The sequence below is a fragment of the Desmonostoc muscorum LEGE 12446 genome (assembly GCF_015207005.2).
Lineage (GTDB): Bacteria > Cyanobacteriota > Cyanobacteriia > Cyanobacteriales > Nostocaceae > Nostoc > Nostoc muscorum.
On sequence record NZ_JADEXS020000001.1, the window covers coordinates 893,550 to 916,384 of the forward strand.

General features: G+C 40.9%; 22 protein-coding genes. 16 read left to right on the plus strand and 6 right to left on the minus strand.

All coding sequences use genetic code 11. From position 1 onward, the window contains the following. Positions 1–147 precede the first annotated feature (147 nt). Positions 148–1,296 carry an alanine--glyoxylate aminotransferase family protein gene (locus IQ276_RS03855; RefSeq protein WP_193916530.1) on the plus strand — a complete coding sequence of 383 codons (1,149 nt, stop codon included), beginning with the start codon at positions 148–150 and terminating at the stop codon, positions 1,294–1,296. Between the two features lie 24 nt (positions 1,297–1,320). Here the strand turns inward: IQ276_RS03855 and IQ276_RS03860 are convergent, their stop codons facing one another. Together IQ276_RS03860 and IQ276_RS03865 are read right to left on the minus strand one after the other, a co-directional pair. Beyond that, entirely contained in the window at positions 1,321–1,584 is a 264-nt protein-coding gene (locus IQ276_RS03860) for a hypothetical protein (RefSeq protein WP_235115405.1), read from the minus strand. 634 nt (positions 1,585–2,218) lie between these two features. Next, positions 2,219–2,458, minus strand: coding sequence for a hypothetical protein (locus IQ276_RS03865; protein WP_193916534.1), 240 nt, complete (start codon positions 2,456–2,458; stop codon positions 2,219–2,221). Positions 2,459–2,524: 66 nt separating this feature from the next. Here IQ276_RS03865 and IQ276_RS03870 point away from each other — a divergent pair, with 66 nt between their 5' ends. The 9 genes from IQ276_RS03870 (at position 2,525) to IQ276_RS03910 (ending at position 8,154) form a co-directional block, all read left to right on the plus strand. Further along, positions 2,525–2,869 carry an MFS transporter gene (locus IQ276_RS03870; RefSeq protein WP_193916536.1) on the plus strand — a complete coding sequence of 115 codons (345 nt, stop codon included), beginning with the start codon at positions 2,525–2,527 and terminating at the stop codon, positions 2,867–2,869. A 26-nt stretch (positions 2,870–2,895) separates the two neighbouring features. Beyond that, positions 2,896–3,282, plus strand: coding sequence for an oxalurate catabolism protein HpxZ (gene hpxZ / locus IQ276_RS03875; protein WP_193916538.1), 387 nt, complete (start codon positions 2,896–2,898; stop codon positions 3,280–3,282). An 11-nt stretch (positions 3,283–3,293) separates the two neighbouring features. Beyond that, positions 3,294–3,464, plus strand: coding sequence for a hypothetical protein (locus IQ276_RS03880; RefSeq protein ID WP_193916540.1), 171 nt, complete (start codon positions 3,294–3,296; stop codon positions 3,462–3,464). A gap of 5 nt (positions 3,465–3,469) precedes the next feature. Beyond that, the gene (locus IQ276_RS03885; protein WP_193916542.1) at positions 3,470–4,045 is read left to right on the plus strand and encodes an O-methyltransferase; all 576 of its coding nucleotides are present in this window, start codon (positions 3,470–3,472) and stop codon (positions 4,043–4,045) included. Positions 4,046–4,078: 33 nt separating this feature from the next. After that, positions 4,079–4,675, plus strand: a complete 597-nt coding sequence (locus tag IQ276_RS03890) for a histidine phosphatase family protein (protein ID WP_193916544.1) — start codon at positions 4,079–4,081, stop codon at positions 4,673–4,675. A gap of 12 nt (positions 4,676–4,687) precedes the next feature. Continuing rightward, entirely contained in the window at positions 4,688–5,248 is a 561-nt protein-coding gene (locus tag IQ276_RS03895; RefSeq protein WP_193916546.1) for an NUDIX hydrolase, read from the plus strand. A 42-nt stretch (positions 5,249–5,290) separates the two neighbouring features. Then, positions 5,291–6,106, plus strand: a complete 816-nt coding sequence (locus IQ276_RS03900) for a class I SAM-dependent methyltransferase (RefSeq protein WP_193916548.1) — start codon at positions 5,291–5,293, stop codon at positions 6,104–6,106. A gap of 237 nt (positions 6,107–6,343) precedes the next feature. After that, complete coding sequence (locus IQ276_RS03905; protein ID WP_193916550.1) at positions 6,344–6,520, plus strand: hypothetical protein; 177 nt, start codon at positions 6,344–6,346, stop codon at positions 6,518–6,520. Positions 6,521–6,837: 317 nt separating this feature from the next. Continuing rightward, positions 6,838–8,154: a chorismate-binding protein gene (locus tag IQ276_RS03910; RefSeq protein ID WP_235115406.1), complete on the plus strand. Its 1,317-nt coding sequence runs from the start codon at positions 6,838–6,840 to the stop codon at positions 8,152–8,154. Positions 8,155–8,337: 183 nt separating this feature from the next. On the opposite strand, the gene IQ276_RS03915 is transcribed toward IQ276_RS03910, so the two are convergent. Next, the gene (locus IQ276_RS03915; RefSeq protein ID WP_193916553.1) at positions 8,338–10,248 is read right to left on the minus strand and encodes an ATP-binding protein; all 1,911 of its coding nucleotides are present in this window, start codon (positions 10,246–10,248) and stop codon (positions 8,338–8,340) included. A 359-nt stretch (positions 10,249–10,607) separates the two neighbouring features. Between IQ276_RS03915 and IQ276_RS03920 the strand changes: the two genes are divergently transcribed. From IQ276_RS03920 to IQ276_RS03940, 5 genes are all read left to right on the plus strand, one after another. Beyond that, on the plus strand, positions 10,608–10,811 hold the full coding sequence (locus tag IQ276_RS03920; RefSeq protein WP_190879408.1) for a hypothetical protein: 204 nt from the start codon (positions 10,608–10,610) through the stop codon (positions 10,809–10,811). A gap of 450 nt (positions 10,812–11,261) precedes the next feature. Then, a complete protein-coding gene (locus IQ276_RS03925; RefSeq protein ID WP_235115407.1) occupies positions 11,262–12,104 on the plus strand; it encodes a cyanophycinase in 843 nt (280 codons plus the stop codon). Between the two features lie 134 nt (positions 12,105–12,238). Then, the gene (locus IQ276_RS03930; RefSeq protein ID WP_235115408.1) at positions 12,239–12,439 is read left to right on the plus strand and encodes a hypothetical protein; all 201 of its coding nucleotides are present in this window, start codon (positions 12,239–12,241) and stop codon (positions 12,437–12,439) included. Between the two features lie 593 nt (positions 12,440–13,032). Continuing rightward, the gene (locus tag IQ276_RS03935; protein WP_193919550.1) at positions 13,033–14,034 is read left to right on the plus strand and encodes a hypothetical protein; all 1,002 of its coding nucleotides are present in this window, start codon (positions 13,033–13,035) and stop codon (positions 14,032–14,034) included. 36 nt (positions 14,035–14,070) lie between these two features. Continuing rightward, positions 14,071–17,382 carry a pentapeptide repeat-containing protein gene (locus tag IQ276_RS03940; protein ID WP_193919549.1) on the plus strand — a complete coding sequence of 1,104 codons (3,312 nt, stop codon included), beginning with the start codon at positions 14,071–14,073 and terminating at the stop codon, positions 17,380–17,382. A gap of 308 nt (positions 17,383–17,690) precedes the next feature. On the opposite strand, the gene hpnH is transcribed toward IQ276_RS03940, so the two are convergent. From hpnH to IQ276_RS03955, 3 genes are all read right to left on the minus strand, one after another. After that, positions 17,691–18,710, minus strand: coding sequence for an adenosyl-hopene transferase HpnH (gene hpnH / locus IQ276_RS03945; protein WP_193919548.1), 1,020 nt, complete (start codon positions 18,708–18,710; stop codon positions 17,691–17,693). Positions 18,711–18,815: 105 nt separating this feature from the next. Next, positions 18,816–19,838 carry a hopanoid-associated sugar epimerase gene (hpnA, locus tag IQ276_RS03950; RefSeq protein WP_228043243.1) on the minus strand — a complete coding sequence of 341 codons (1,023 nt, stop codon included), beginning with the start codon at positions 19,836–19,838 and terminating at the stop codon, positions 18,816–18,818. A gap of 108 nt (positions 19,839–19,946) precedes the next feature. Continuing rightward, positions 19,947–22,592, minus strand: coding sequence for an efflux RND transporter permease subunit (locus IQ276_RS03955; RefSeq protein ID WP_235115409.1), 2,646 nt, complete (start codon positions 22,590–22,592; stop codon positions 19,947–19,949). On the opposite strand from IQ276_RS03955, the gene IQ276_RS40655 reads away from it, so the two are divergent. Continuing rightward, positions 22,570–22,710: a hypothetical protein gene (locus IQ276_RS40655; protein ID WP_235115410.1), complete on the plus strand. Its 141-nt coding sequence runs from the start codon at positions 22,570–22,572 to the stop codon at positions 22,708–22,710. The two genes, IQ276_RS03955 and IQ276_RS40655, sit on opposite strands and share 23 nt — an antisense overlap. Positions 22,711–22,835 lie beyond the last annotated feature (125 nt).

A 22,835-nucleotide genomic window follows, 5' to 3' on the forward strand; every position in this document is an offset into this window, starting at 1 on the left:
ATACTGGTAACTCGCTGGCTACCTACCCTACTTCATGTCCGGTTCTGAAGACGAGCGGTTCTTGCGAGGGAATCGCTTAGTTTAACTAAAACATCGGTGATGCGATCGCTTTATGATCCTGTAAGTATCATAAAACGAAAACAGATTATGACGCCAACAATTTCAATTAGCGATTCTGGGCGCTTGCAACTCTCACCTTTAGAAATCCCATCCCGTTTATTGTTGGGGCCTGGCCCCTCCAATGCTCATCCTACAGTTCTGCAAGCGATGAATACTTCACCTGTGGGGCATCTTGACCCAGCTTTTCTCGCACTCATGGATGAAATTCAGTCGTTGCTACGCTACGTATGGCAAACAGAAAATCCACTCACCATTGCAGTCAGCGGTACGGGAACAGCGGCAATGGAAGCAACCATCGCCAATACTGTAGAACCCGGTGATGTGGTTTTAATTGGTGTAGCAGGTTACTTTGGTAATCGCCTCGTGGATATGGCTGGACGTTATGGCGCCGATGTGCGAACGATTACCAAGCCTTGGGGACAGGTTTTCAACTTGGAAGAACTGCAAACTGCCCTGAAAACTCATCGTCCAGCTATTCTAGCTCTGGTTCATGCCGAAACTTCCACAGGCGCACGGCAACCTTTAGAAGGAGTTGCTGATTTGTGTCGTGAATTTGGCACTTTACTACTAGTAGATACCGTCACAAGTCTCGGTGGCGTCCCCTTATTGTTGGATGCTTGGGGAGTTGACCTCGCTTATAGTTGTAGCCAAAAAGGCTTGGGTTGTCCCCCCGGTGCTTCGCCTTTTACCATGAGTCCACGTGCAGCCGAGAAATTGCAACAGCGTCGCACAAAAGTTGCTAATTGGTATTTGGATATGTCTTTGCTGAGTAAGTATTGGGGACCTGAACGCGTTTATCACCACACAGCACCGATTAATTTATACTATGCATTGCGGGAAGCGCTGCGTCTAGTTGCCCAAGAGGGATTAGCAAACTGCTGGCAACGTCATCAAAAAAACGTAGAATATCTCTGGGAAAGTTTGGAAGACTTAGGATTGAGTATGCATGTTGAGCGGGAGTATCGACTGCCAACCCTTACAACAGTCCGCATTCCAGAGGGAGTAGATGGAAAAGCGATCGCTCGACAGTTACTCAATGAACATAATATTGAAATTGGCGGTGGTCTTGGCGAACTCGCTGGTCAAGTCTGGCGCGTAGGACTGATGGGCTTTAATAGTCGTAAGGAAAGTGTTGACCAACTTATAGCAGCACTGCGGCAAGTTTTACCTAAGTAGTTTTAAGATGATTAGGTGCGTCCGTTAATAGTAGCGTAACGCACCTGAGATAAATGGCGTAGGCGTAGCCCGTCGTAGGCATCGCGCTAGGATTATTAAAGAATTAAAGCAAAGTTGATACTCTACAGCTCGCTGCAACAAAGGTGCAGGTCGATGCAACAAAGGTGCAGGGCGATGCATCAAAGGTGCAGGGCGATGCATCAAAGATGCAGGGCGATGCAACAAAGATCCAGGGCGATGCATCAAAGGTGCAGGTCGATGCATCAAAGGTGCAGGTCGATGCAACAACAATTCATACCATTACTCACGGCATCACCCCACCCCCGCTTTGCTAACGCAAAACCGCCCCTCCCCTTACCAAGGGGAGGGGGTGGGGTAAAGCGTATGTGGGACAAGCGTTTAAGCTTAAGTTGACACCAATGGGCAATGCCGTGCCCCTACCAACGTATTTGTATCATAATTGAAAGTGAAACGGTATCAAGAGGTTGGGTTAAGATTGCACAGCAATACAAAGTGCGACTCGCTCACATTTTGTGTGTCAAAAAACCCAGAAGGATATATTTGTTAAGTATTCCTCAAATCTTGGCAACATATGAATCCTCTGTAGGGGTGTACAGCTGTACGCCCCTACCTATGTATAGGTATCAGGTATTTCGTGAAATAGCATCACTGGGAGAAAAAACCAACAACCAGCAGAGGCAAAAGTATTAACACAGACACAATCAAAACGAGGGTTGCTGGCTCAATTTTAATTTGGTTCTTCTCTGGGTCGCGCATTTGGCATTCTCTCAATCAATTAACTATATTAATTCACTCTAAAGTATTTAGGACTTACGCAATAACTCTCTGAAACTCTCATTCCTCGGTGTCCTCTGCGTCCTCTGCGGTTTGATTTTCCGTTACTTGTGCGTAAGTCCTGGTATTAAGTCAAATTGGTTGCCAAGGTTTGCAGTTTCTTATTAGCTTCCTCTTTCGCTCTCGAAGGGTTTGTCCAACCATCAGCAACAGCAACAACTTCATCACCCTTAATTAGTTCATATCCGTAGTTTAAAAATTTGTCTGGCAAGTATTGTATCTTGCCTTTAATCTCTACTGTTTTCTTACTGGTGATCACGTCTAGGTAAAAGTTGTAATCGCGCTCGAATTGCCGGCTGTACTTCATTAAATTGGGAGTAAATCACCCGTTTAACGTACCCAGTTGCTTCTCTGGGGATTCGGAATAGGTTTTTTGGGGTTCAGCCTGATTATCTTTGCCTTATCTCGTGTGTTATGGCTTTCGTTGCTTTCACTCTTGGCGGCTGGTTTCGGATTTATTTTGCAGATAATTACCGGACGCACTTTGCTGCAATTGTTAGTCACTGATGAAAATCGCGGGCAAATCACAGGACTTTACGTCATGACATCTACAGGTGCTATACCCATAGGCAATCTCATTGGCGGCGCACTGGCAAGTTACATCGGTGCTGCCAATAGTATCACTCTTGCTGCTAGTGTTTGTGTTGTCGGGTCACTCTTGTTTATGCAGCAAGTCTCCACCTTCCGTGATTTGGTTCATCAAAAAGTTCATAATTAGTCAATAACCAAAAATTGGTAACAACAATGACCCCAGTAAATGACCCTGGCATTGTAGCTGAAGTGACTGATTTATATCTTCAATATGAAGAAGCGCTTTCTAATAACAATTTAGAGGTGATGGATAGCTTGTTTTGGAATGCGCCCGAAGTAGTCCGGTTTGGGGTAACCGAAAATCTTTATGGTAGCGATGAAATTCGGAACTTTCGCGCCTCTCGACCAAATCCGAAAATAGAGCGAGAAATCTCGAATCTGAAAGTTGTAACCTTTGGAAAAGATACCGCAACAGTGACTTTAGAGTTTCGCCGCATTATCGGTGGTGTAGAACGTTTTGGGCGACAAAGCCAGACTTGGTACAGGTTCGCCGAAGGATGGAAAGTAGTTTCAGCACATGTTTCTTTGTTACCTTTGTGAATTTTAAAATTATGACAACTATTACTGAAATTGCCTCGGATATCTATCGCATTCTCCAAGAATTAGCTGCACTCGGACCGCGTACCCTAGCAACAATGCACGGGACGACGTTTGTCGGAGATGGTGAACGTGCATTGCAGGATTTGGGAGTGATGTTACGAGAAGTTTTGGTGAAGGAGTAGAAATCATGACTTATAGCGTCGCTTCTATTCCGCCATTAGTACAACAGGCTCAAGTACTGGCTGCACAACTTGAATTTTCTGAATCTTCACTCCCAGAAGTTGGGCGTCTGTTGCAAGTCCTCACTAGCCATATCACACAAGGTCAAATTGCGGAAATTGGTACTGGGTGCGGAGTTGGTGCTGCTTGGATTGTGAGTGCATTACACGCAGATAATACATTTATTACCATAGAGAGCGATGGCGATCGCGCCACACTTGTGCAACGGTTATTTGCACATAAGTCTAATGTCCGTGTACTTCAAGGCGATTGGCATGATTTACTTTCCTATGCTCCTTTTGATTTGTTATTTGCTGATGGCGGAAACGCCAAAGTCGTTGAACCTCAGATATTAATAAATGCTTTAAAAATTGGAGGCTTGATTATACTGGATGACCTGACACCAGAAGAATACTGGCCGCCAGAATGGCAAGGACGCATAGATCGAGTACGGGAATTTTGGTTGAAAGATCCCCATATCATTGCTACAGAAATTCGAGTCACTGCCAGACATGCAGTAATTCTAGGGACACGCATTTATTGAATTACAAACAAAATTTACTTTCAGAAAAAAAGCTTGCAAAGATTAATTTTAGTAAAACATTCGCTTCCAGAAAAAATAGAATCTATACCTGCTAGAGAGTGGGCTTTGTCATCAGAAGGGCGACAACGCTCTCATTTCTTAGCCGATAAATTAGCAGACTTCCAGCCTGGAATCATAGCTGCCAGCACAGAACCAAAAGCTATAGAAACAGCCCAGATTATTGCTCAAAAATTTAATCAGCAGGTAGAAATTGTTGAAGGATTACAAGAATGCGTAGGCGTAGCCCGTCGTAGACATCGCACCAATTTTGGTTTTGTAGAAGAAAAAAAGTTTTTTGAAACTTTAGAAGCATTTTTCGCCACACTGGATAAACTAGTCATGGGATTAGAAACAGCAACCCAAGCTAATCAACGCTTTCAGCAAGCTGTAGAAAATATTATTGCCAAAACTCCACATGATGATGTGATGATTGTGGCGCACGGAACTGTCATGACCCTATTTGTTGCTGGTTGTACTGGCATAGAACCGTTTCAGTTTTGGCGACAGCTTGGACAGCCAATGGCGATTGTGTTACTTTTACCTGATTTCAATTCATTAGAAATAATTACTTTGAACAGTGATAAACTCTAACTATTAAATAACATGGATTCGTTTGATTGGACTGTATTAAGCTCTAAATATTTGGTGCAAGATAAATGGCTAAAACTGCGCGCTGATACTTGTCAAATGCCTGAGGGACAAATAGTAGAGCCTTTTTATGTTTTTGAATATCCAACTTGGGTAAATGTTGTTGCAATCACCAAAAATCAGGAAGTTGTTTTAGTCAAACAATATCGCCACGGTCTGCAAAAAACAGTTTTAGAATTACCAGGCGGTTCTATGGATTTAGAAGATTCTTCCCCAATGGAAGCTGCAAAACGTGAGTTATTGGAAGAATCAGGGTATACAAGCAACAATTTTGTTGAGACTGGTATAATATCACCCAATTCATCAACTCATAATAATCTAATTTATTGTTTCTTAGCAACCAATGTAGAACTTGTAGATGATTTAAAGCTAGATATTACAGAACAAATTGATGTAATTTTGTTGCCGCTGGAAAATTTAGTTAAAGATATTCATAACGGTATCCTTCTACAAGCCTTCCATATTAGTTCATTATTGTTTGCTCTAAAAAAACTTGGTAAAGTGCAATTTCTCTAGTAAATTGACTTGATCAAAAACCTTCAATAAAGGATAAAAATTATGACTACTACAGTTTCATTTGACCGAGTTTCTGATATCTACGATGCAACGCGGGGGTTACCGCCTGGAGTTTCTGAAGAAGTTACTGACACTATCTTGAATATAGTTTCAGCCACAGAAGAAACTACCTTTTTTGAAACTGGAATTGGTACTGGCAGAATTGCTGTGCCAATAGCTAAAAGAGGCTATTCTTACGCTGGTGTAGATATCTCAGAAAAAATGCTGGCTGAGTTGTACCAAAAGCTAGAAGGAGTATCTCATAAATTAACTGCAATCAAGGGAGATGCGACTTCTCTACCATTTGCTGACAACTCTTTTGATGTGGCTTTGACAGTTCATGTATTTCACTTGGTTTCTGCTTGGAAGCAAGCACTAGCAGAAATTCGTCGCGTCCTCAAACCGGGGGGAATTTACCTCTACACCCACGGTAATATGAATTTCAGCAAAGTTAGTGAGGATGTAAATCAGGGTAGGTTTGATTTTCAGCAACGTTGGCAAGATATCATTGCTGGCTATGCTTACCCTTTACCCCGCTATGGTGCAACAGAAGAAGAGGTTTTAGTTGAGTTGGGCGAACAAGGAGCAAATTTAGAAACAGTTGTTGCAGCAAAATGGCAATCTGAACTAACTGTGGGGAAATTGATTGATGCTCATAAAAACAAAATTTATCGCCATACTTGGCACATCCCGGATGATATTTTTGCCCGCGCAATTCAAGATTTGCAAGACTGGGCTTTGCAACACTACGGCTCTTTAGACTACGATTTGTCTGGTGAAAGTAAGTTCAAGATTGTTGTAGTAAGTAACTGGGCTTAGTTGGGTATTGGGGATTAGGTATTGAGTACCGAGCATAGGGAAAAAACTTTCTTGTCTAGTCATACCATTTCACTTGAAAGTTGATACAGATACCTCAGTAGGGGCGCACAGCTGTGCGCCCCTACGTTAAATCTATATGTATCAAGATTTTCGTGAAATGGTATCAGACAGGGACTTGGTATAAAGATCATGTAATATATTGCACTTCAAATATATTGCTCCATAACTTGCCCACCCATGAATACTCAATTACTGAATACCTATTTTTCGGATTTCATTGTTAGTGGTTGGCTCAACTTAGCCCAAAACTACTACTCAACCAACCAAAGTCAGGCTAATCAATTTTGGATTTTGGATTTGAGAGGATGTTTAGAAAGTCTACCGTTGTATCAAAAACCCCACGAGCAAGCCTGAAAAAGAAGGGAATAATCTTCTCAAAGTCTTTTTTTTTAAGGAGGATTTAGGAGGATCTAAAATTTTGGATACCTCAGCCACCACTTTTAAAACATCCTCTTAGAATGACCCCATAATCAATGCTCTTTCTAGAATAAATAATTGTAGATTTGGGATTTGGGATTTGTTCCACAAATAAATTTGCTTCCTATCAGGGCTTTTAGAATATTAAATTTTGAATCTTAAATTCAAAATGGAAAATTTAAAATCTAAAATTCGTTGAAGGCAATGTCTTCAGGACAATGCATATTGTTGTTAACTCTCAAGGATGCTTGAAAATGTGGGTTTGGCATACTAGAACAAAGTCTGTGCAATGTGTATTGCCGTTGTTAACCCTTGAGGTAATACATATTAATGGCCAATTGAAGGTATTAGCACATGGCGCTCTTGAGGAATTGAGAAATTATTCAAGGAACGCCAAGAATCTGGCCGAACTGTTGGTATGTCTAGACAAGTGGCTTGAGGATCGCGCTCTTACGGCTTCAGGTATTATCGGCTCTGAGTGCAGATCTCTTCTAGATCAAAAATTGCATTGGGTAACAAATTCATTGCCAATTTCCGAACAAATTAGAGGAGAATCTCTTGTTTTCGTAATTCAAGTAGGCAAAACTGAGGAATTTATTGCTGATAATGTTACCTTTGCAGATTCGGTACTTGCTTCTCCTTTGGTCGCTGCTGGGGGTAGCCTACCCAAGAGTAGGGGTACAAATCATAAATCGCCTCAAGTCGGCGAACTCGCCCACCGCGCTGTTTCTCTAACGGAGTGTCTCCCCAACATTAGTTTACCTCAATCCGAAAGGAAAAATCATTTTCTAATCGATCAGCAAATAATCGAAGAGGTCAATAAAGTTGTCACCCAGGGATTGGAAATTCGCCAAAGATTAGATATTGACCATTTAGTAGTATCAGTACGCTTCCCAGTATCTGTGAATGCTGACTTGCTTAATTCCTGGCTAACTACCATCAAAACTCCATTTCCTCAAGGATTTTTGATGAAAAGTAACAGTTGGGAACTTATAAGCTGTACACCAGAGCGGTTTATTTCTATTGCTGACTCAAAACTTAAAGTGCAAATTCTGGCTGGAACCTTCCAAAAGGGTAAGGATTTTGACAAAAGTAGCTTAATGGATGAGCATCAAGCCGCCCGAAATGCTCTTTGCTCCATTGTCGAAGAGGTAGTGGGAAAACTGGAATTAAAAGTGGACTGTAACTTAGTTGAATTTGACGAAATTACACACTTCCACTCAGTATTTGAAAAACCTCACCACAGCGATACCTCCATGCTCTGGACTTTGGCGCATCTTACACCTAGTCCAGCTACTGGAACACAAAACAGCGATACACAGTTTGCGATTCAACAATTAGAAGGTCGGACTCGTGGTTACTACGGTGGTTGCTTTTTTCTGAGAACTCCCGGTTGTCTAGAAAGCTTAGTGTCTATCCGTTCTATTTTTCATCTTCAAAATAGCGAAGTTGGCGAAATGATTGTGGGAGCAGGGTTAAAGAAGGGATCGACTTTGAGTAGTGAATCAGCAGAAATCATTTCAAAGGCTACTAGTTCAGCAAAATTACTAGGTGTAAAGCTAGGAAAGTAACAATGAACCCATTAGAAAAAACGCGATCGCTTTATACTTGGTACTAAAATCGTTCAGATTCTGGTACCAACTTTCGGCGACGATCGCGGCAAAAAAATCTTCGTTAATCCGCTTTATACCAAATTGGAAGCTTTGTAATTAAGATATTTAATCCAAAATCCAAAATCCAAAATTGGTGTTAACTTACAAAATCGCTCCAGTTTCTTTCAAATAAACCCGTGTAAATGGTTCATCTTCACCCAAAGTGTAGTCCTCAATTAACCCTTTGCGACGAATAGAAATATCGTTGCCTTTTTTAATCACCACAGTAGAACCGTCAAAAACATCCCGCGTCAAGATCATCTCAGTTTCGGTGGGATTATCCAAAACTACAATATTACTGCGGTGGTAAAACATACCGTCTTGCTCTAATATGTCTTCCGCATACTCAGCAATTAACAAATCAAGTTTGGGATGACGCAGCAAAGTTTGGACGTTGCTGTTGTAATCTTTGCTTAATACTTTTTTTGAGCGATTCACAAAAACTGCATCACGGCAAACAGCGCCGATTGTCCAGTCGGGATGTTGCAAAAGAATATGGTCAATTGTTGTTTGCAGTTCTTCAACTGAGATTTTATTAAAGGTAATAATCGGTATCCTGGCATCTGTACCAGACTCAAAAAACGTTTCTAAAATATGAGAAGGCACATCAACGCTTTCACCATCAGAAGGTTTCAGATGCATTAAAATTCCTGGTGCCGCGTTGATTTCCAAGATAGCGAAGTTACTCGATTTCCAAGATTCTGAGAGACTTTTGGTAATGACATCAATACCCAAACAAGTCAACTGAAAGTGTTGGGCAATATCTTGGGCAAGGATAATATTGTCATCATGAACTGCGTGCGTTGCATTGATGCTTATACCCCCAGCGGAAAGATTGGCGACTTTACGGAGGTAGACAGTGCGCCCTTTCTCAATCACACTGTCCAATGACAAACGCTGTTCGTCTAGATAGAGTTCCATCGCATCATCCACCAGAATTTTACTCATGGGAGAGGTGGGTGAGTCTAAGCGTGCAGGTTTACGGTTCTCTTGGCGAATTAATTCGGCGATGGTTGAGTCACCATCACCAACAACCGATGCAGGACGGCGTTCTGTGGCAGCGACGAATTTGCCATCGACACACAACAAGCGAAAATCGAATCCCGAAATGCTTTTCTCGACAATTATTCGGGGTAGTTGGTCTTCAGGAATCGCTGCTGCTGCCCTAGCATAAGCAGATTCCAGTTCTTTTGAGTCTTGCACGTCAGCCGTCACGCCAATTCCTTTGTGACCTACCACTGGCTTAACTGCCACTGGGTAGCCAATGTCTCTGGCAGCTGCCAAAGCTTCCTTTTCGGAAAAGACAATATCCCCTTCAGGTACTGGAAAACCCAAGGTTTTCAAAAATGCCTTACAGTCGTCTTTGCGGGTAGTAAATTCCGAATCTAGATGGCTATCACGGTTAAATGTTGTTGCTATCCCCCGGACATGTTTTTTACCAAAACCGTATTGCATCAATCCTTCTTCCCACAGATAAAATGCGGGAATACCTTTTTCGTGGGCTGTTCGCAATAAGGCGTAGACTGTAGGGCCACCGTAGACAGATGGGCGAAATCTACTTTGCAGCTTTACTAGCCGGGACTCAAAGTTGAAGTCTTCGTCTTGGGTGATGGCTTCAAACCAATCCCAAACAAAGTAGGCTACTTCTCTGGTTGTGCGTTCATGAAGGGATTCGATGCTAATTCGCGTGTATTTTGGATATGGCTTCACACTCCAGTGCTTGAGGTGCAAATCCATGTCCAGCTTTCCGACTTGTGACGCTACTTGGGCAAAGAGATGGGCATAGGATTCGTAGCTTTGGTCACGTAAGTGGGGATAGCGATCGCCAATCTTTGAAATATAATCCTCAATAGGCAAAGGCTCTCTAAACTCAACTAAAGCAAAATCAAATACTAGTGCCCCTCTATCTAAATAAGGGTTAGCTCCAATGTAATGCTTGAAGTTGAAAATATCGAATACATCCGTTCTTCTAGCATTAATGCGGACTAAATCACTACTTTTTTGTTGAACCATTGATTACGAACCTTTGGCTAAACACCCTGAAACAGTGCTGCGTGCTGAGGAACGAGTGCTAAGTAAAAATTAAAATTAATTGTATTCAGCACTCAATACTCAGCACTCCTGAAATTAATTTTGGCTAGTTATGGCAAAGCCATTGAATTGAACCGAACCTACCCTAACGATATTACTCAGCATCTTCAACTATCTCAAGACATAATTAAATCACCATGCATCAGTAAAAAACTAATTATATTTAATTCATCCTAATGAATAATCAAAGATATAACCATTGAAAGGTACGATAGATTACCAATAATTTGTATAAACGTATATAGGGTATTAATCAATAGGTATTGAGGAGACAGCAAAGTATGAATGGCACACAAGCTGCTCTAAGAGATGAAGTTAGATTACTGGCTGAGGAAGCTTTTCACCGCAAGCTGATTTCTGGGCATGGAGATGGGGCAGACATCAAAGAGTATCAAATTGTCTACCAAGGTAAACCCAGGCATCTCCCACTAGAACAAGCACGTTTTTTCTTAACTAACTTGCTTTACAGAAGCCGGGTTCATTAAATAGTTCGTCAGACAATTTTGGATTTTAGATTTTGGATTTTGGATTGATCCCACGGATCAATTCAATTCTGATTTCTGAATTCTGGCAGGGAATCAGCCTTTTCGAGTTTTTCAAAGATCAAATACCATTCCTATATAGCAATCCGATTTAATTTGGAGAATCACTCGTTCAAAAATCAAATATGAGTCCTATATCTAGAATTAGTATTAATTACTCAGGTTAAACGAAAAATCTGCGATTGCCAATTACCAATATCATCACTGATGCCTCTAGAAAATATATCTGGGGGCTGTTGACATAGGAGTTTTTATTTGGTGAAAAATCTTTCGGCTGAACTGCGATCGCTAATTTTCATACTACTTTTTGCAGGTAATCTACCAAACGGAAGATATTATAATTTTAATTGTCATGGTTTATTGAAATTTATCTAAATCAAATCAGGAGTCATTATGTTAGAAAGTAATCCTAAAAGACAGTTAGTAATTATTGGCGGAGCCGAAGACAAAGATGGAGATTCCCAAATTTTACGGGAATTTGTCCGCCGCGCTGGAGGTACAAAAGCGAACATTGTGATTATGACAGCGGCGACAGAACTACCGAGAGAAGTGGGAGAAAATTATATTCGAGTATTTGAGCGATTAGGAGCTGAGAATGTCCGCATCATTGATACAGAAACTCGTGATGATGCGTCTTCATCAACAGCATTGCAAGCTATTGATAAAGCAACTGGAGTATTTTTTACTGGGGGAGACCAAGCCCGCATCACCAGCATCCTCAAGGACACTGAAATCGATGCGGCGATTCACAAACGGTTTGCTGAAGGCGCAGTGATTGCAGGCACCAGCGCCGGAGCGGCTGTAATGCCAGATAAAATGATCGTGGAAGGCGACTCCCAGACCCATCCTCGGATTGAAACTGTGGAAATGGGTCCCGGTATGGGATTTCTCCCCGGAGTAGTAATCGATCAACATTTCTCTCAACGTGGACGATTGGGACGCTTAATCTCCGCTTTAATACTAGAGCCTGCTGTTTTGGGATTCGGTATTGATGAGAATACCGCAATGGTTGTGACAGATAATCAAATTGAAGTGATTGGTGAAGGTGCCGTCACAATTGTCGATGAATCAGAGGCTACATATAACAATGCCGGTGAAATTTTGAAGGATGAGTCGTTGGCGATTTGTGGAGCTAAGCTACATATTTTGCCACACGGCTTCAAATTTGATTTGAAAACCCGCCAACCTATCCTCAATAATGGCTCTGCGGCAAATCTCTCTGTAGCAGTTAGTTGATTTGGGACTGACGCCGGAAACCTCTCAAATCATGAAATATATTGAGGGAGTCGGGAATGGGGAGTGGGGAGTGGGGGGAGATTATTCCCACCCTTTCCACACTCCCATCCCCCATGCCCAATGCGCCATGCCCTATGACAAGTGATTTTAAGCGTGTTAATTTGGGCGATCGCGTCAAAAATGCGCTGTTACGTCCCGATTTGTCCTATCGGGAAGTGGAATTTTCTCAGCTTCAAAGCAGAATCCGCGAACAATTACTTCAAGTTTACGATCTTGAAGGCGATCGCTGGGCAATCTCCATAAATAAATTCAGCCGATTAAAAAATAACACATGAAAAAGTAAAAATAACCGAGTGAAAATTAAGAGATTTTCATGCTGCTGGCCTTTGGCAAGCCTAATCTAGTCGAATGACAAACTGGCTAAAGCTCATTTCACACGATTAAAACTCTTGACTGCCCAGAAAATATTATCCCAATTTTCCAATCACCCCATTCTCCTGAATTGAATCTAATCGGGAGGTTTTGGGACTTTCTCAAGTCTAAACTCGAATGAGAAAACAAACTGTAAACATATATTTCTCTTTCTTCACAAATAAATCATCACTAACAAACGCTAGGATCACGGCTGAGTAAGGATATAACAAGGATTTGATTAAATCATTTAGATTTGCTTAAGTGTAACTACTATCGTAGATGTACTGATACTGCTAATATTCAGTCTGGAATTCTCTTGTGTACATTTGTAGCTTTGTATAGACACCTTCTAAGCTAGCCATCATGGATATTAGTATTCCAGATGATCTCAAGCAACAGTTCCATCCAACTTGCCCTTTACGTGGGTGAAGATGAGTCAAGTTGTAGATGAAGGATTTGCAGACGCATGTACCGGAGATTTGTGAACAATTGCAAAGATAATTGAGTGATGGCAATGAATTCTACTTTAATATCCCAACTCACAAAATTATTTCACAAGCATCTCAGAGATCAGGGTACGTGTAAAACTTATTTAATAACGGCATTAGGTACAAGTGAACAAATATCGCAGCAAGTTAACTGGAATGATAAACCTAAGAATTATATAAATTCTCTGATCGTAGAACTCGATAAATATGGGAATACGGACTCTGGACAACCAGCCCTTTGTGATTTTTTGCAAGAAATTAGCGCAGGTGTAGGGCAAGATGTTAAAAAATATATAGATGATTTGATAGAAAAGATAAAAGAAGAAAAAGCACAAGAATGCACTACTGAATTACAAAAAAATGGTCGTTCAATCAAACAAAAACCTTCTCAAAAAGCAACTAGAATTTGTGCGTCGGAAATTATATCAGAAATTATCGAACGTAAATATAATTTAAATTTAACGACTTTTGAATTGCAGCTGTATAACAATCTTAATCTTCCGAAAAATTATTGTTTAAATTTAAGCATTACATTTACTACAACAGTAGCAGAAATTTCTCAAGCTATGAGTATTACTTTCGCTATAAAAAAAGGTATTTTACAGTTAAAAATAACAAATGGAAAGATGGATTTTCATACACGAAAGTCTTTTGACAACACTAAATTCTATTGGAGCGCAACAGAAAGAGGTTTACCGGAAACTCCTGAATGGGAATTTTCATTTATAGAGCCATCAGAATCTAAATTTTCAAAATCATTCTGCTATTTGTATGGAGGTATTAAAGAGCAATATCTAGGTTCATTAGAATTAATAGAAATAAGTAAATGCTTGGAAATAGAAGCAATATTTAAAACTTATATAAATAGAGAACATATAGAAATACTATGTTCAAATGATGTCACTAGAAAGCAGAAAGAGACGAAAATTGGAAAATTACTGAGATTTCTCAAAAAACCAGAACAGCTGGAAAATTATGTGAGTAAGATAATTATAAAAGTTGTTGAAGTATCTAAAAAATCAGGATAGACTGGAAGATTATGTGAGTAAGGTAATTATATTATTATGAATGAGCCGATCTTACCAGAAAAACTGGTTGACATTCTAAAAAAAATCGATAGTCAGCCAGCAGATGCAAAGCTTTCTGAACTAGCAAAGCTGGCTGAACTTGATTTAGCTGAAGATTATGTAGGTGCAGACTTAAGTGGTGAGGATATTAGCAAAGATAGTCTCAGAGAAGCAAACTTTAGTGATGTTAACTTCAGCAATACGAATCTTAGCCATACTGATTTAAGTATCGCAAATTTGAGCTGTGCTAATTTGACAGGAGCTAAGCTTATTAATGCTAATCTCAACGGTGCTGATCTAGTAGAAACTAACTTCATGAATGCCGATCTAAATGGTGCTGATCTGATAGGAACTGACTTCATGAATGCTAATCTAAGTGGTGCTAATTTAACAAAAGCTAGTTTAATTAAAGCTTGCTTGAGGTATGCTGATTTGACAGGAGCTAAGCTCATTAATGCTTGCTTAAGGGATGCTGACTTAAGTGGTACAAATTTGACAAATTCTGACTTGAGTAACGCTAATTTAATCGATGCAAATTTGACAAATGCTGACTTGAGTAATGCAAATTTGACAAATGCTGACTTGAGTAACGCAAATTTACCAGAAGCTAACTTTAGCGGTGCTAATTTAAAAAGTTCTAACTTGAATAATACTAATTTAAGTGGTGCGAATTTGGCAAATGCTAACTTGAGTAATGCAAATTTAGCTGAAGCTGACTTAAGCGGTGCTAACTTAGAAAATACTGACTTGAGTAATGCAGACTTAGCCAAAGCTGACTTGAGCGGTGCTAACTTAAAAAATTCTAACTTGAATAATACTAATTTAAGTGGTGCAAATTTTACAAATTCTAATTTAAATGATACAGATTTTACAACCGTTGTTTCTAGTCGTGACAATCTGACAAACATTAGAATTAAGAATACAAATCAAAGAAAAAGCCCTATCAAAGCATTTGAGGAACTTCTTAAGGCTGATCGTAAAATATTATCAGCAGCTTCAGAACTGGAACACTCACAAAATATACTGGATAGTATCTGTGAAAAAATTCAAAAACAATTTGGTTTTGACTATGTTAGTATATCGTTAGTTATGCCAGAGAAGAATACCATTGAAGCAGTCTATGGAACTGGTATCGCTAAAAAATGGGTTGGTCAAGCAAGACATTCCCTTGAAGAAATTGAAGAAGGTGAACGATTAAGAGATATTCAGGCAGATATAGTAAAAACTTGCCAAACTGAAATTATTAGTGGATGGGATGAGCGATTTGATTTGGGTGTATATAATAGGTTTGGGCATGATAGTCTTGTTCGTATTTTTACTCCTATTTTTTTATTTTATGACGATAGAAAGAACATAATAGACAACTGGTTTAAATCTTATAACTGGGAAACAAATTTTATACAAAAGCCACAAGATAAACCTACAGTTTTCTGTATGGAGCAATTACCTTCTACACCTGAAGTTATTGGTACCTTGGAAGCAGGCTATACAAACCGCGACCAAATAATTTCAAAAGAGAAAGCAAGCTCTCTAGCTCAACTATTGGCTGAACAAGCATTAGAGATTCGTCGAGTAAGCCTTCATTACGTTTTAGAAACTATTGCTGAGAGTGCTAGGCGTTTTTTCAATGCTAATCTAGCTACTTTGCACTTTTTATGGGACTCAGAACGAGGTACAGAAGGAAAATTCATTTATGAAGTTTTTAAAGGTAGTATAGGTTCTGAGCCATTAGAGGAATTTTCTCCTCGTAAAGATGGATTGGGATGGAAAGCAATTGATGAAAAGAAAGTTAAAGTAATATATTTTTCGCAAGAAAATAAAAATTTGAATATTAGCTTTTGTAATAAAGCGCACAAGAGAGGCTCTAACGTTTATGCTGCTTTTCCTCTATTAATTAATGTTAAAGAAGAAAAATCATCAAATCCTGATTTAATAGGACTATTGTATGTGCATTTCTGGGAAGAATCTCAATTTACCAGAGATTTAGAACGTCTAGGAAATCATTTTGCTAATAAAGCTGTTGATGCTATAACAAGTGTTATAAAATCTCAAAGAGTACGTGAAGAAGTACGTCAGCTATCAGCATTGCAACATGTTACACAATCTTTCAATGAAATAGGTAGCGATTTAGTAAGTTATATTGCTTGGAATACATTAAATGCTCTAGCTGCTGATGTTGTTATTATTTATGAGTTTATTCAAGCAAAAAGAACATTTCAAATTCCACCTAATTATGCAGGTAAGCTTTTATATCCTAAAGAAATGATAATAGAATCTCCGTGGTCATTGATTGAGGGTGGAAATGATATTTATGATTTTAAGTTTTTTAAAGATTCACCATTTGCTATACGAGAGAAAATTAAATCTGCTGCTGGGATATTATTGAAAGTAAATAATGATTTAGTTGGAGTGATGTTTATTAACTATCGAAGAGTTCATAACTTTTCAGGTGAAGAAAAGCAAATTATTAACTCTTTAGCATCTTCAGCTGCTACTGTTATTGATAAACAAAGATGGTCACAAACACGAGGTAATATTGGGCTAGAGATTGTAACAAACCAGGAAAATCTAAAACTAATTGTGCAAAAAGCTGTAGAAATTACAGGAGCAGATGTAGGTGAAATTACTATTTTCGATCAAACTGGTAAAGAGGTAATTACACAAGAGAGTTATAGTATCGACGAGCAATCCGAAGATTTGGACATACACAGCAAGACAAGTAAAAATATCATTGATTTGCTAAAAGTATATGAAAGACCAAAATTAATATATGACGTTAAGGCTGAACAGGGCTATACTGCATATTTTGATAATACTAGTTCAGAGCTAAGTGTATCTCTTTGGGATCAAGATAAATGCCAACGCGGTGTACTAATTGTTGGGAGTTATCAAAAAGGAAAGTTTCAGCAGCGAGACTTGCAGAAGCTAGAGGATATAGCTAGTCTAGCCCTTATTGCTGTTCAGTATGCTGAAAAAGACAAAACTATTAGAGAAGACATAATAAATACTGTTGTGAATCTATACAGTAAATCATTAACCCCTATTAATAATGATGTTAGTACAACAAAAGTAGTTTTAAGTATATCAAAGAAGCTTATTAGTAATTCAGATGACGAAAATAATGTCGAGCAAAAAAGCATTATTAGTGATTTAGAAAATATGTCATTAAATGAACCTAATCTCAAACAAATTATTAGTGATTTAAACGAAAATAATGTAGTAGATAGTAAACAGAAAGGAAATGATTCTTTAGGTCTACTCGACGAAGTTGATAAAAATTGGAAAACATTGGCGCATAGCGTTTCCTAATAAGCGTGAGGTAAAATTTTAGGTGTTGCAGAGAAAGCAGGATGATTTAGCAAATTATAAAATTTCTCCCCCTGCTCCCTCTACCTCCCCTGCTTTCAGAGCTTGCCTAAATTCATCCCACTGTTATGCAACGCCAAATTTGACTGTTGTATAACTTAGGCGCAAGTAACGGAAAATCAAACCGCACAGGACACAGAGAACACGGAGAAATAAGAGTCTCAGAGAGTTCTTGCGAAAGTCCTATGTTGGTGCTGGTGAACGAGTTTCTACCATGTTCTGTGCCTTGGTTATTTGGAATTGGAAGTCCTCTAATTCCTACCAAACACGCTACCAAGGGCACGCGCCATATTTTGCGGTTGCATCGCATCCATCGCGGCTGTAGGTTCGTAGCCGCAGTGAACCATGCAATCGGCGCACTTGGGATTACCACTCTTCTGGCCGTATTGACTCCAGTCAGTTTTTGCTAGTAATTCTTGGAAGGTAGAGTAATAACCCTCGTTCAGCAGATAGCAAGGTTTTTGCCAACCAAGAACGCTATAACTTGGGCTACCCCAAGGCGTGCATTCGTAGTCTTTCTCTCCGGTGAGAAAATCTAGGAACAGGGGATTGTGATTGAAGTTCCAGTTTTTTTCACCAGTTTTGAAGGGAGCCAGGATTTCTCGGAACAGGGCGCGTGTTTGTTCGCGGTGGAGAAAATGATCTTGATCTGGTGCCCACTCGTAGCTGTAGCCAGGAGAAATCATCATCCCGTCGGTATTGAGTGTTTCCAGAAAATCAAAGAACTCTTGCATATCTTTGGGGTCAGTTCCCTCAAAGATTGTGGTATTAGTGGTGACACGAAAGCCTTTAGCTTTAGCGGCGCGAATGGCTTGGACGGCAATATCAAAAACACCTTTGCGATCGACACAGCGATCGTGCAACTCCCGCATTCCATCTAGATGCACGCTAAAACTCAGATAAGGGGAAGGTTGAAACTTATCTAGGCTCTTTTCTAACAACAAACCATTGGTACACAAGTAAATATACTTTTTGCGCTCAATTAATCCCCGTACAATCTCGTCAATTTGGGGATGTAGCAGAGGTTCTCCCCCAGGAATTGAGACAACCGGTGCGCCACACTCTTCCACTGCGGCGAAGCACTGTTCTGGGGTGAGGTTTTGCTTTAATATTTCCTTTGGATGTTGGATTTTACCACAACCTGTACACGCTAGGTTACACCGAAAAAGAGGTTCCAACATTAATACTAAAGGAAAGCGTTTGCGCCCCAACAGACGTTGAGTGACGAGATATTTACCGATATCTATAGCTTGTTGTAAATTAACTGCCATTATTCCGATCGCTCCTCTTTAAGATATAAAAACACCAGTGTTATTGTAGGGGCGCACAGCTGTGCGCCCCTAATGCGTATTGCATCATGTGAATCGCTATATTTCTCATTTGACGTAACCCTGAGCAACAAACCAATCCACAGCATCCTGGAGTGCGCCATTGAGGGGTGATTGGGGTAAACCCAACTCTCGCACTGCCTTCGTAGCATTGTAATACATTGGTTGTTTCGCCATGCGAACGCCATCTATGGGCACTGAGGGCAATTTCCCCAGTGGTGCGAGAATTTTTTCATCAACCCAAGCAACACTCAGGGGTAACCAAGGGGGTAAAGTTCGTTGGGGTGCCCTCAAGCCTGTAATCTCGGCGAGTTGTTCGAGTAGTTGCTTGAGACTGAGGTTTTGGTGACCCAAGATATAGCGATCGCCAGATTTACCCCGCTGCAAGGCCAGTAAATGCCCCCATGCCACGTCCCGCACATCGATAAAATTCAAACCAGTATCCAAGTAAAAGGGCATTTGTCGCCGTAAAAACCGCAGTATTATATCACCTGTAGGGGTAGGTTTGATATCCAATGATCCAATTGGGCTGCTGGGATTGACTATAACTACCTCCTGACCTTTAGCAGCGGCTTGGATAGCTTCTTGTTCGGCGAGAAATTTAGACTTTTTGTAGTTACCCACCAACTTTTCTAAGGGACTCTGATGTGTTTCATCAACGACTTCACCAGATTTACCCACCCCAATGGCCGCCACCGAACTGGTATAAACGGTGCGTTCAATTCCCGCTTTTTGGGCTGCTGCTAGCACATTGCGGGTACCCAAAACATTATGACGGTGGAGTAACTCCCGGTCTGCTTGCCACAGAGAATAATGGGCTGCCACATGAAACAGGTATTGACAATCGCTCATCTGTTGCCACAGATTTGCATCGTTCAAATCGCCTTTGACAATTTCCACCTCCAGACTGCGTAGATTTTGCAGATTACTGCTAGGGCGTACCAGTGCTTTAACTGTGTATCCTTGTTGCAGCAGCAATCGCACCAAGTGGGCACCAATAAAACCTGTACCCCCTGTGACAAAAACCCTTTTTGATTTTGGATTTTGGATTTTGGATTTTGGATTTATCAACTTGGAATTTCCCTATTTTGGATTTTTGATTTGGATTTGGGATTGTGCATTTATCAACATCTCTGAATGTAACCAGTCATTTCCATTCAAAAATCTAAAATCTAAAATCTAAAATCTAAAATTTTTTCGGGGAAACCAATCATCCAAAATGGTGTAAACCACGGGTACAACAATCAAGCTGAGGATAGTCGAAGTCACAAGTCCGCCGGCGATCGCTACGGCCATCGGCGATCGCAATTCGGAGCCAGCACCCAAACCTAAGGCGATCGGTAGCATCCCTAAAAGCGTGGAAGCGGTAGTCATCATAATTGGTCTGAGGCGCACGAGTCCAGTATTGAGGATTGCTTCGGTGCGGTCTACACCAGCACTGCGTAGCTGATTGATGTAATCTACCAATAAAATGGCATTTTTGTTTGCTAGTCCCAACAAAAACACGAAGCCAATCAGTGAGATCATGCCAAAGTCGCTCTTGGTAATCAGTAGCGCCAACATCGCCCCTACCAGTGCCAAAGGCAAAGAGACACCAATGACCAGAGGATCTACCCAGCTTTTGAATAGCAAAATTAGTACCACAATAATGCATAGGGCAGATAGAGCCAGAGTACTGCCAAAACTGCCAAAAACTTCGCTCAATTTGGCAGAGTCTCCTCCCAAATCTAGGGAAACATCAGACGGTAACACCGCCTTAGCTTCAGCTACCACTTTGTCAGTAGCATCACCCAAGGAAATATCTTTGCCGAGATTAGCACTGATATAGGCCACCCGCTGATTATTCAGACGCTCAATTTGCAAAACCGTCCCCTGTGAATTCGTTTCACCTTTAACTGTCACATCGACAAATCCTGGTATTTTCTGAATCTTCTCTTTAATTGCCTTGACAGCTTTGCTTAGAGATTGGAGATTGTTACCTTGTAATGCTACCTCCAGAGGTTTTTGACCGCCGGTATCGACAAATTGAATGTCTTCAACACTGGTAGTTACGCCAGAAAGAATTGGTAAGGAGGAGCGCAGCTGGTCTTGTAATTGGGCAGTTGTGATTTTCCGGTCTTCTTTAAGCCTCACATATAGGGTGCCTTTGTTCGGCTCACCCTCACGAGAACCAACGGTGGTAAATACCGTTTCCACTGCTGGGTCTTTTCTCACCACTGCTTCGAGTTTCTTCGCAACCTCAAGGGAATCATTTAAGGGATTGGGAATGGGGAATGGGGAGTTGGGAGTGGGGAGTGGGGATTGGGATAAGGAAGTTAATTTTTCTCCCCCTGCTCCCCCTGCTCCCCCTGCTCCCCCTGCTTCCCTTACTTGTGCTAAATCAGGGATTTTTGGCAAAGGAGCCGTATAAGCAATATTGAATTCGCCGCGATCTAATTTGGGGATAAATCCTTTGGGAATTAGTGGAATTAGTGCTATACCTGCAATGAAGCTGAGTACAGCTAATCCTATAACTATGTTGCGGTGATTTAAAGACCAACTGAGCAAGTTTCTATAAGATTGGGCAAACTTTTCCCAGGTTTTTGCTTCACGGCGAGGGGAGGTAGAGGGTTTTGGTTTTAGCCAGTAGATAGCCAGAACTGGAGATAAAGTCCGGGCTACTAGCATAGAAGCGAGCATTGCGGCTGAAACAGTGATACCGAAGGGCTTGAAGAACTGACCGATTACTCCACCCATTAAACCTATAGGCAGAAAAACTGCTACTGCTGTCAAAGTAGCTGCCGTAACTGTCAATCCAATCTCATTTGTCGCTAAAAGCGCTGCTTGGCGGGGATTTTCTCCATCATCGACGTGTCGCATGATGTTTTCTACATCAACGATCGCATCATCAACAATACTCCCAATCACCAAAGCTAAAGCCAGCAGCGTGATTGTCTCTAAATTGAAGCCATAAATCGCCATGACGATAAATGTCGCCAAAAGAGACGCAGGAATCGCCAATGCGGAAATTAAGGTGGCTCGCCAGTTCCACAAAAATGGAAAGATGACGACGATGGATAACAAGATTGCTTCTAGTAGAGCATCGATTGTTGATTGGGTGGCTTGGCGGATATATTTTGCTTGAGTGGCGGCTAAGGTGAGGTTGACATCTTTGAGTTGAGAGCGCAGTCTTTGGACTTCTTTTTCAACTCGACTCACCACTTCTAAGGTGTTAGCATTGCCGCGTTTGATTACCTGAAATGCAAGTGCGTCTTGCCCGTTAAACCGGACTAATGTAGACCCTTGCTGGCTGAGAGCCGCTGCACTGAGCTTTGATGGATCTAAAGGAGTTGCAGTTGCATCGCCCAGCAGTGAAACTTTCAGGACTCCTGGTAGTTTAGCGATCGCACTGACAATCTCATCTTTGGCCAACTTAGTCAAATCTGTGAGATTGAGCTTGGAACTCTCAATGGCATAGCTAATGGCGGCTGACTCGTTCAAGTTCAAGGGAATAATTTTAGAAGTCGCTTCCTGAGGAAGAGTCACCTGCTTGAGGGCGGTTTCAACTTCTTTGGTTGATGTTTCTAGATTCGTACCAACGGCAAAAGATAGACCGACGGCTGTTTGACCAGGATAGGTGGATGAGCGGATGTTCTCCAGTCCTTTCAAGGAACGCAGGCGTTCTTCTAGGGGTTTGGTGAGCTTGGATTCTGTATCTAGGGCAGATGTTAGTGGGGCTGTAGCATTTACAACCACTACTGGGAAGGTAATATCTGGGAACAATGCATACTTGAGGGAACTGAAAGCAAGGATACCAGCCACCGTGACGGCGATCCAAAAACTCACGGTCAGCCACGAAAATTTAATCGCTAATTTGGAGATATTGAAGAATTCTCGTGCGGATTTTGAGTTAGAAAGCTTTACCATCTTGGAAAATTATCGTGCAGGTGACACAATTATTTAGTCATGCTACAGCAATCGCCGATCCAAAAATGCTAAGAGTTGCTGACATTTTTTTCTTGCTTCAGTAGACGTTGTTGCTTGTTACAGCCTTTTTCATCTATTTAAACCACAATTTCTTGTAGGGAC

Coding starts and splice junctions, on each gene's coding strand:
- IQ276_RS03915 (WP_193916553.1), bottom strand. CDS start 10,248: ATGGTTCAACAAAAAAGTAGTGATTTAGTCCGCATTAATGCTAGAAGA.
- IQ276_RS03905 (WP_193916550.1), top strand. CDS start 6,344: ATGAATACTCAATTACTGAATACCTATTTTTCGGATTTCATTGTTAGT.
- IQ276_RS03930 (WP_235115408.1), top strand. CDS start 12,239: ATGACAAGTGATTTTAAGCGTGTTAATTTGGGCGATCGCGTCAAAAAT.
- IQ276_RS03925 (WP_235115407.1), top strand. CDS start 11,262: ATGTTAGAAAGTAATCCTAAAAGACAGTTAGTAATTATTGGCGGAGCC.
- IQ276_RS03865 (WP_193916534.1), bottom strand. CDS start 2,458: ATGAAGTACAGCCGGCAATTCGAGCGCGATTACAACTTTTACCTAGAC.
- IQ276_RS03940 (WP_193919549.1), top strand. CDS start 14,071: ATGAATGAGCCGATCTTACCAGAAAAACTGGTTGACATTCTAAAAAAA.
- IQ276_RS03885 (WP_193916542.1), top strand. CDS start 3,470: ATGACTTATAGCGTCGCTTCTATTCCGCCATTAGTACAACAGGCTCAA.
- IQ276_RS03935 (WP_193919550.1), top strand. CDS start 13,033: ATGAATTCTACTTTAATATCCCAACTCACAAAATTATTTCACAAGCAT.
- hpnH (WP_193919548.1), bottom strand. CDS start 18,710: ATGGCAGTTAATTTACAACAAGCTATAGATATCGGTAAATATCTCGTC.
- IQ276_RS03895 (WP_193916546.1), top strand. CDS start 4,688: ATGGATTCGTTTGATTGGACTGTATTAAGCTCTAAATATTTGGTGCAA.
- hpxZ (WP_193916538.1), top strand. CDS start 2,896: ATGACCCCAGTAAATGACCCTGGCATTGTAGCTGAAGTGACTGATTTA.
- IQ276_RS03910 (WP_235115406.1), top strand. CDS start 6,838: ATGTGGGTTTGGCATACTAGAACAAAGTCTGTGCAATGTGTATTGCCG.
- IQ276_RS03855 (WP_193916530.1), top strand. CDS start 148: ATGACGCCAACAATTTCAATTAGCGATTCTGGGCGCTTGCAACTCTCA.
- IQ276_RS03880 (WP_193916540.1), top strand. CDS start 3,294: ATGACAACTATTACTGAAATTGCCTCGGATATCTATCGCATTCTCCAA.
- IQ276_RS03920 (WP_190879408.1), top strand. CDS start 10,608: ATGAATGGCACACAAGCTGCTCTAAGAGATGAAGTTAGATTACTGGCT.
- IQ276_RS03900 (WP_193916548.1), top strand. CDS start 5,291: ATGACTACTACAGTTTCATTTGACCGAGTTTCTGATATCTACGATGCA.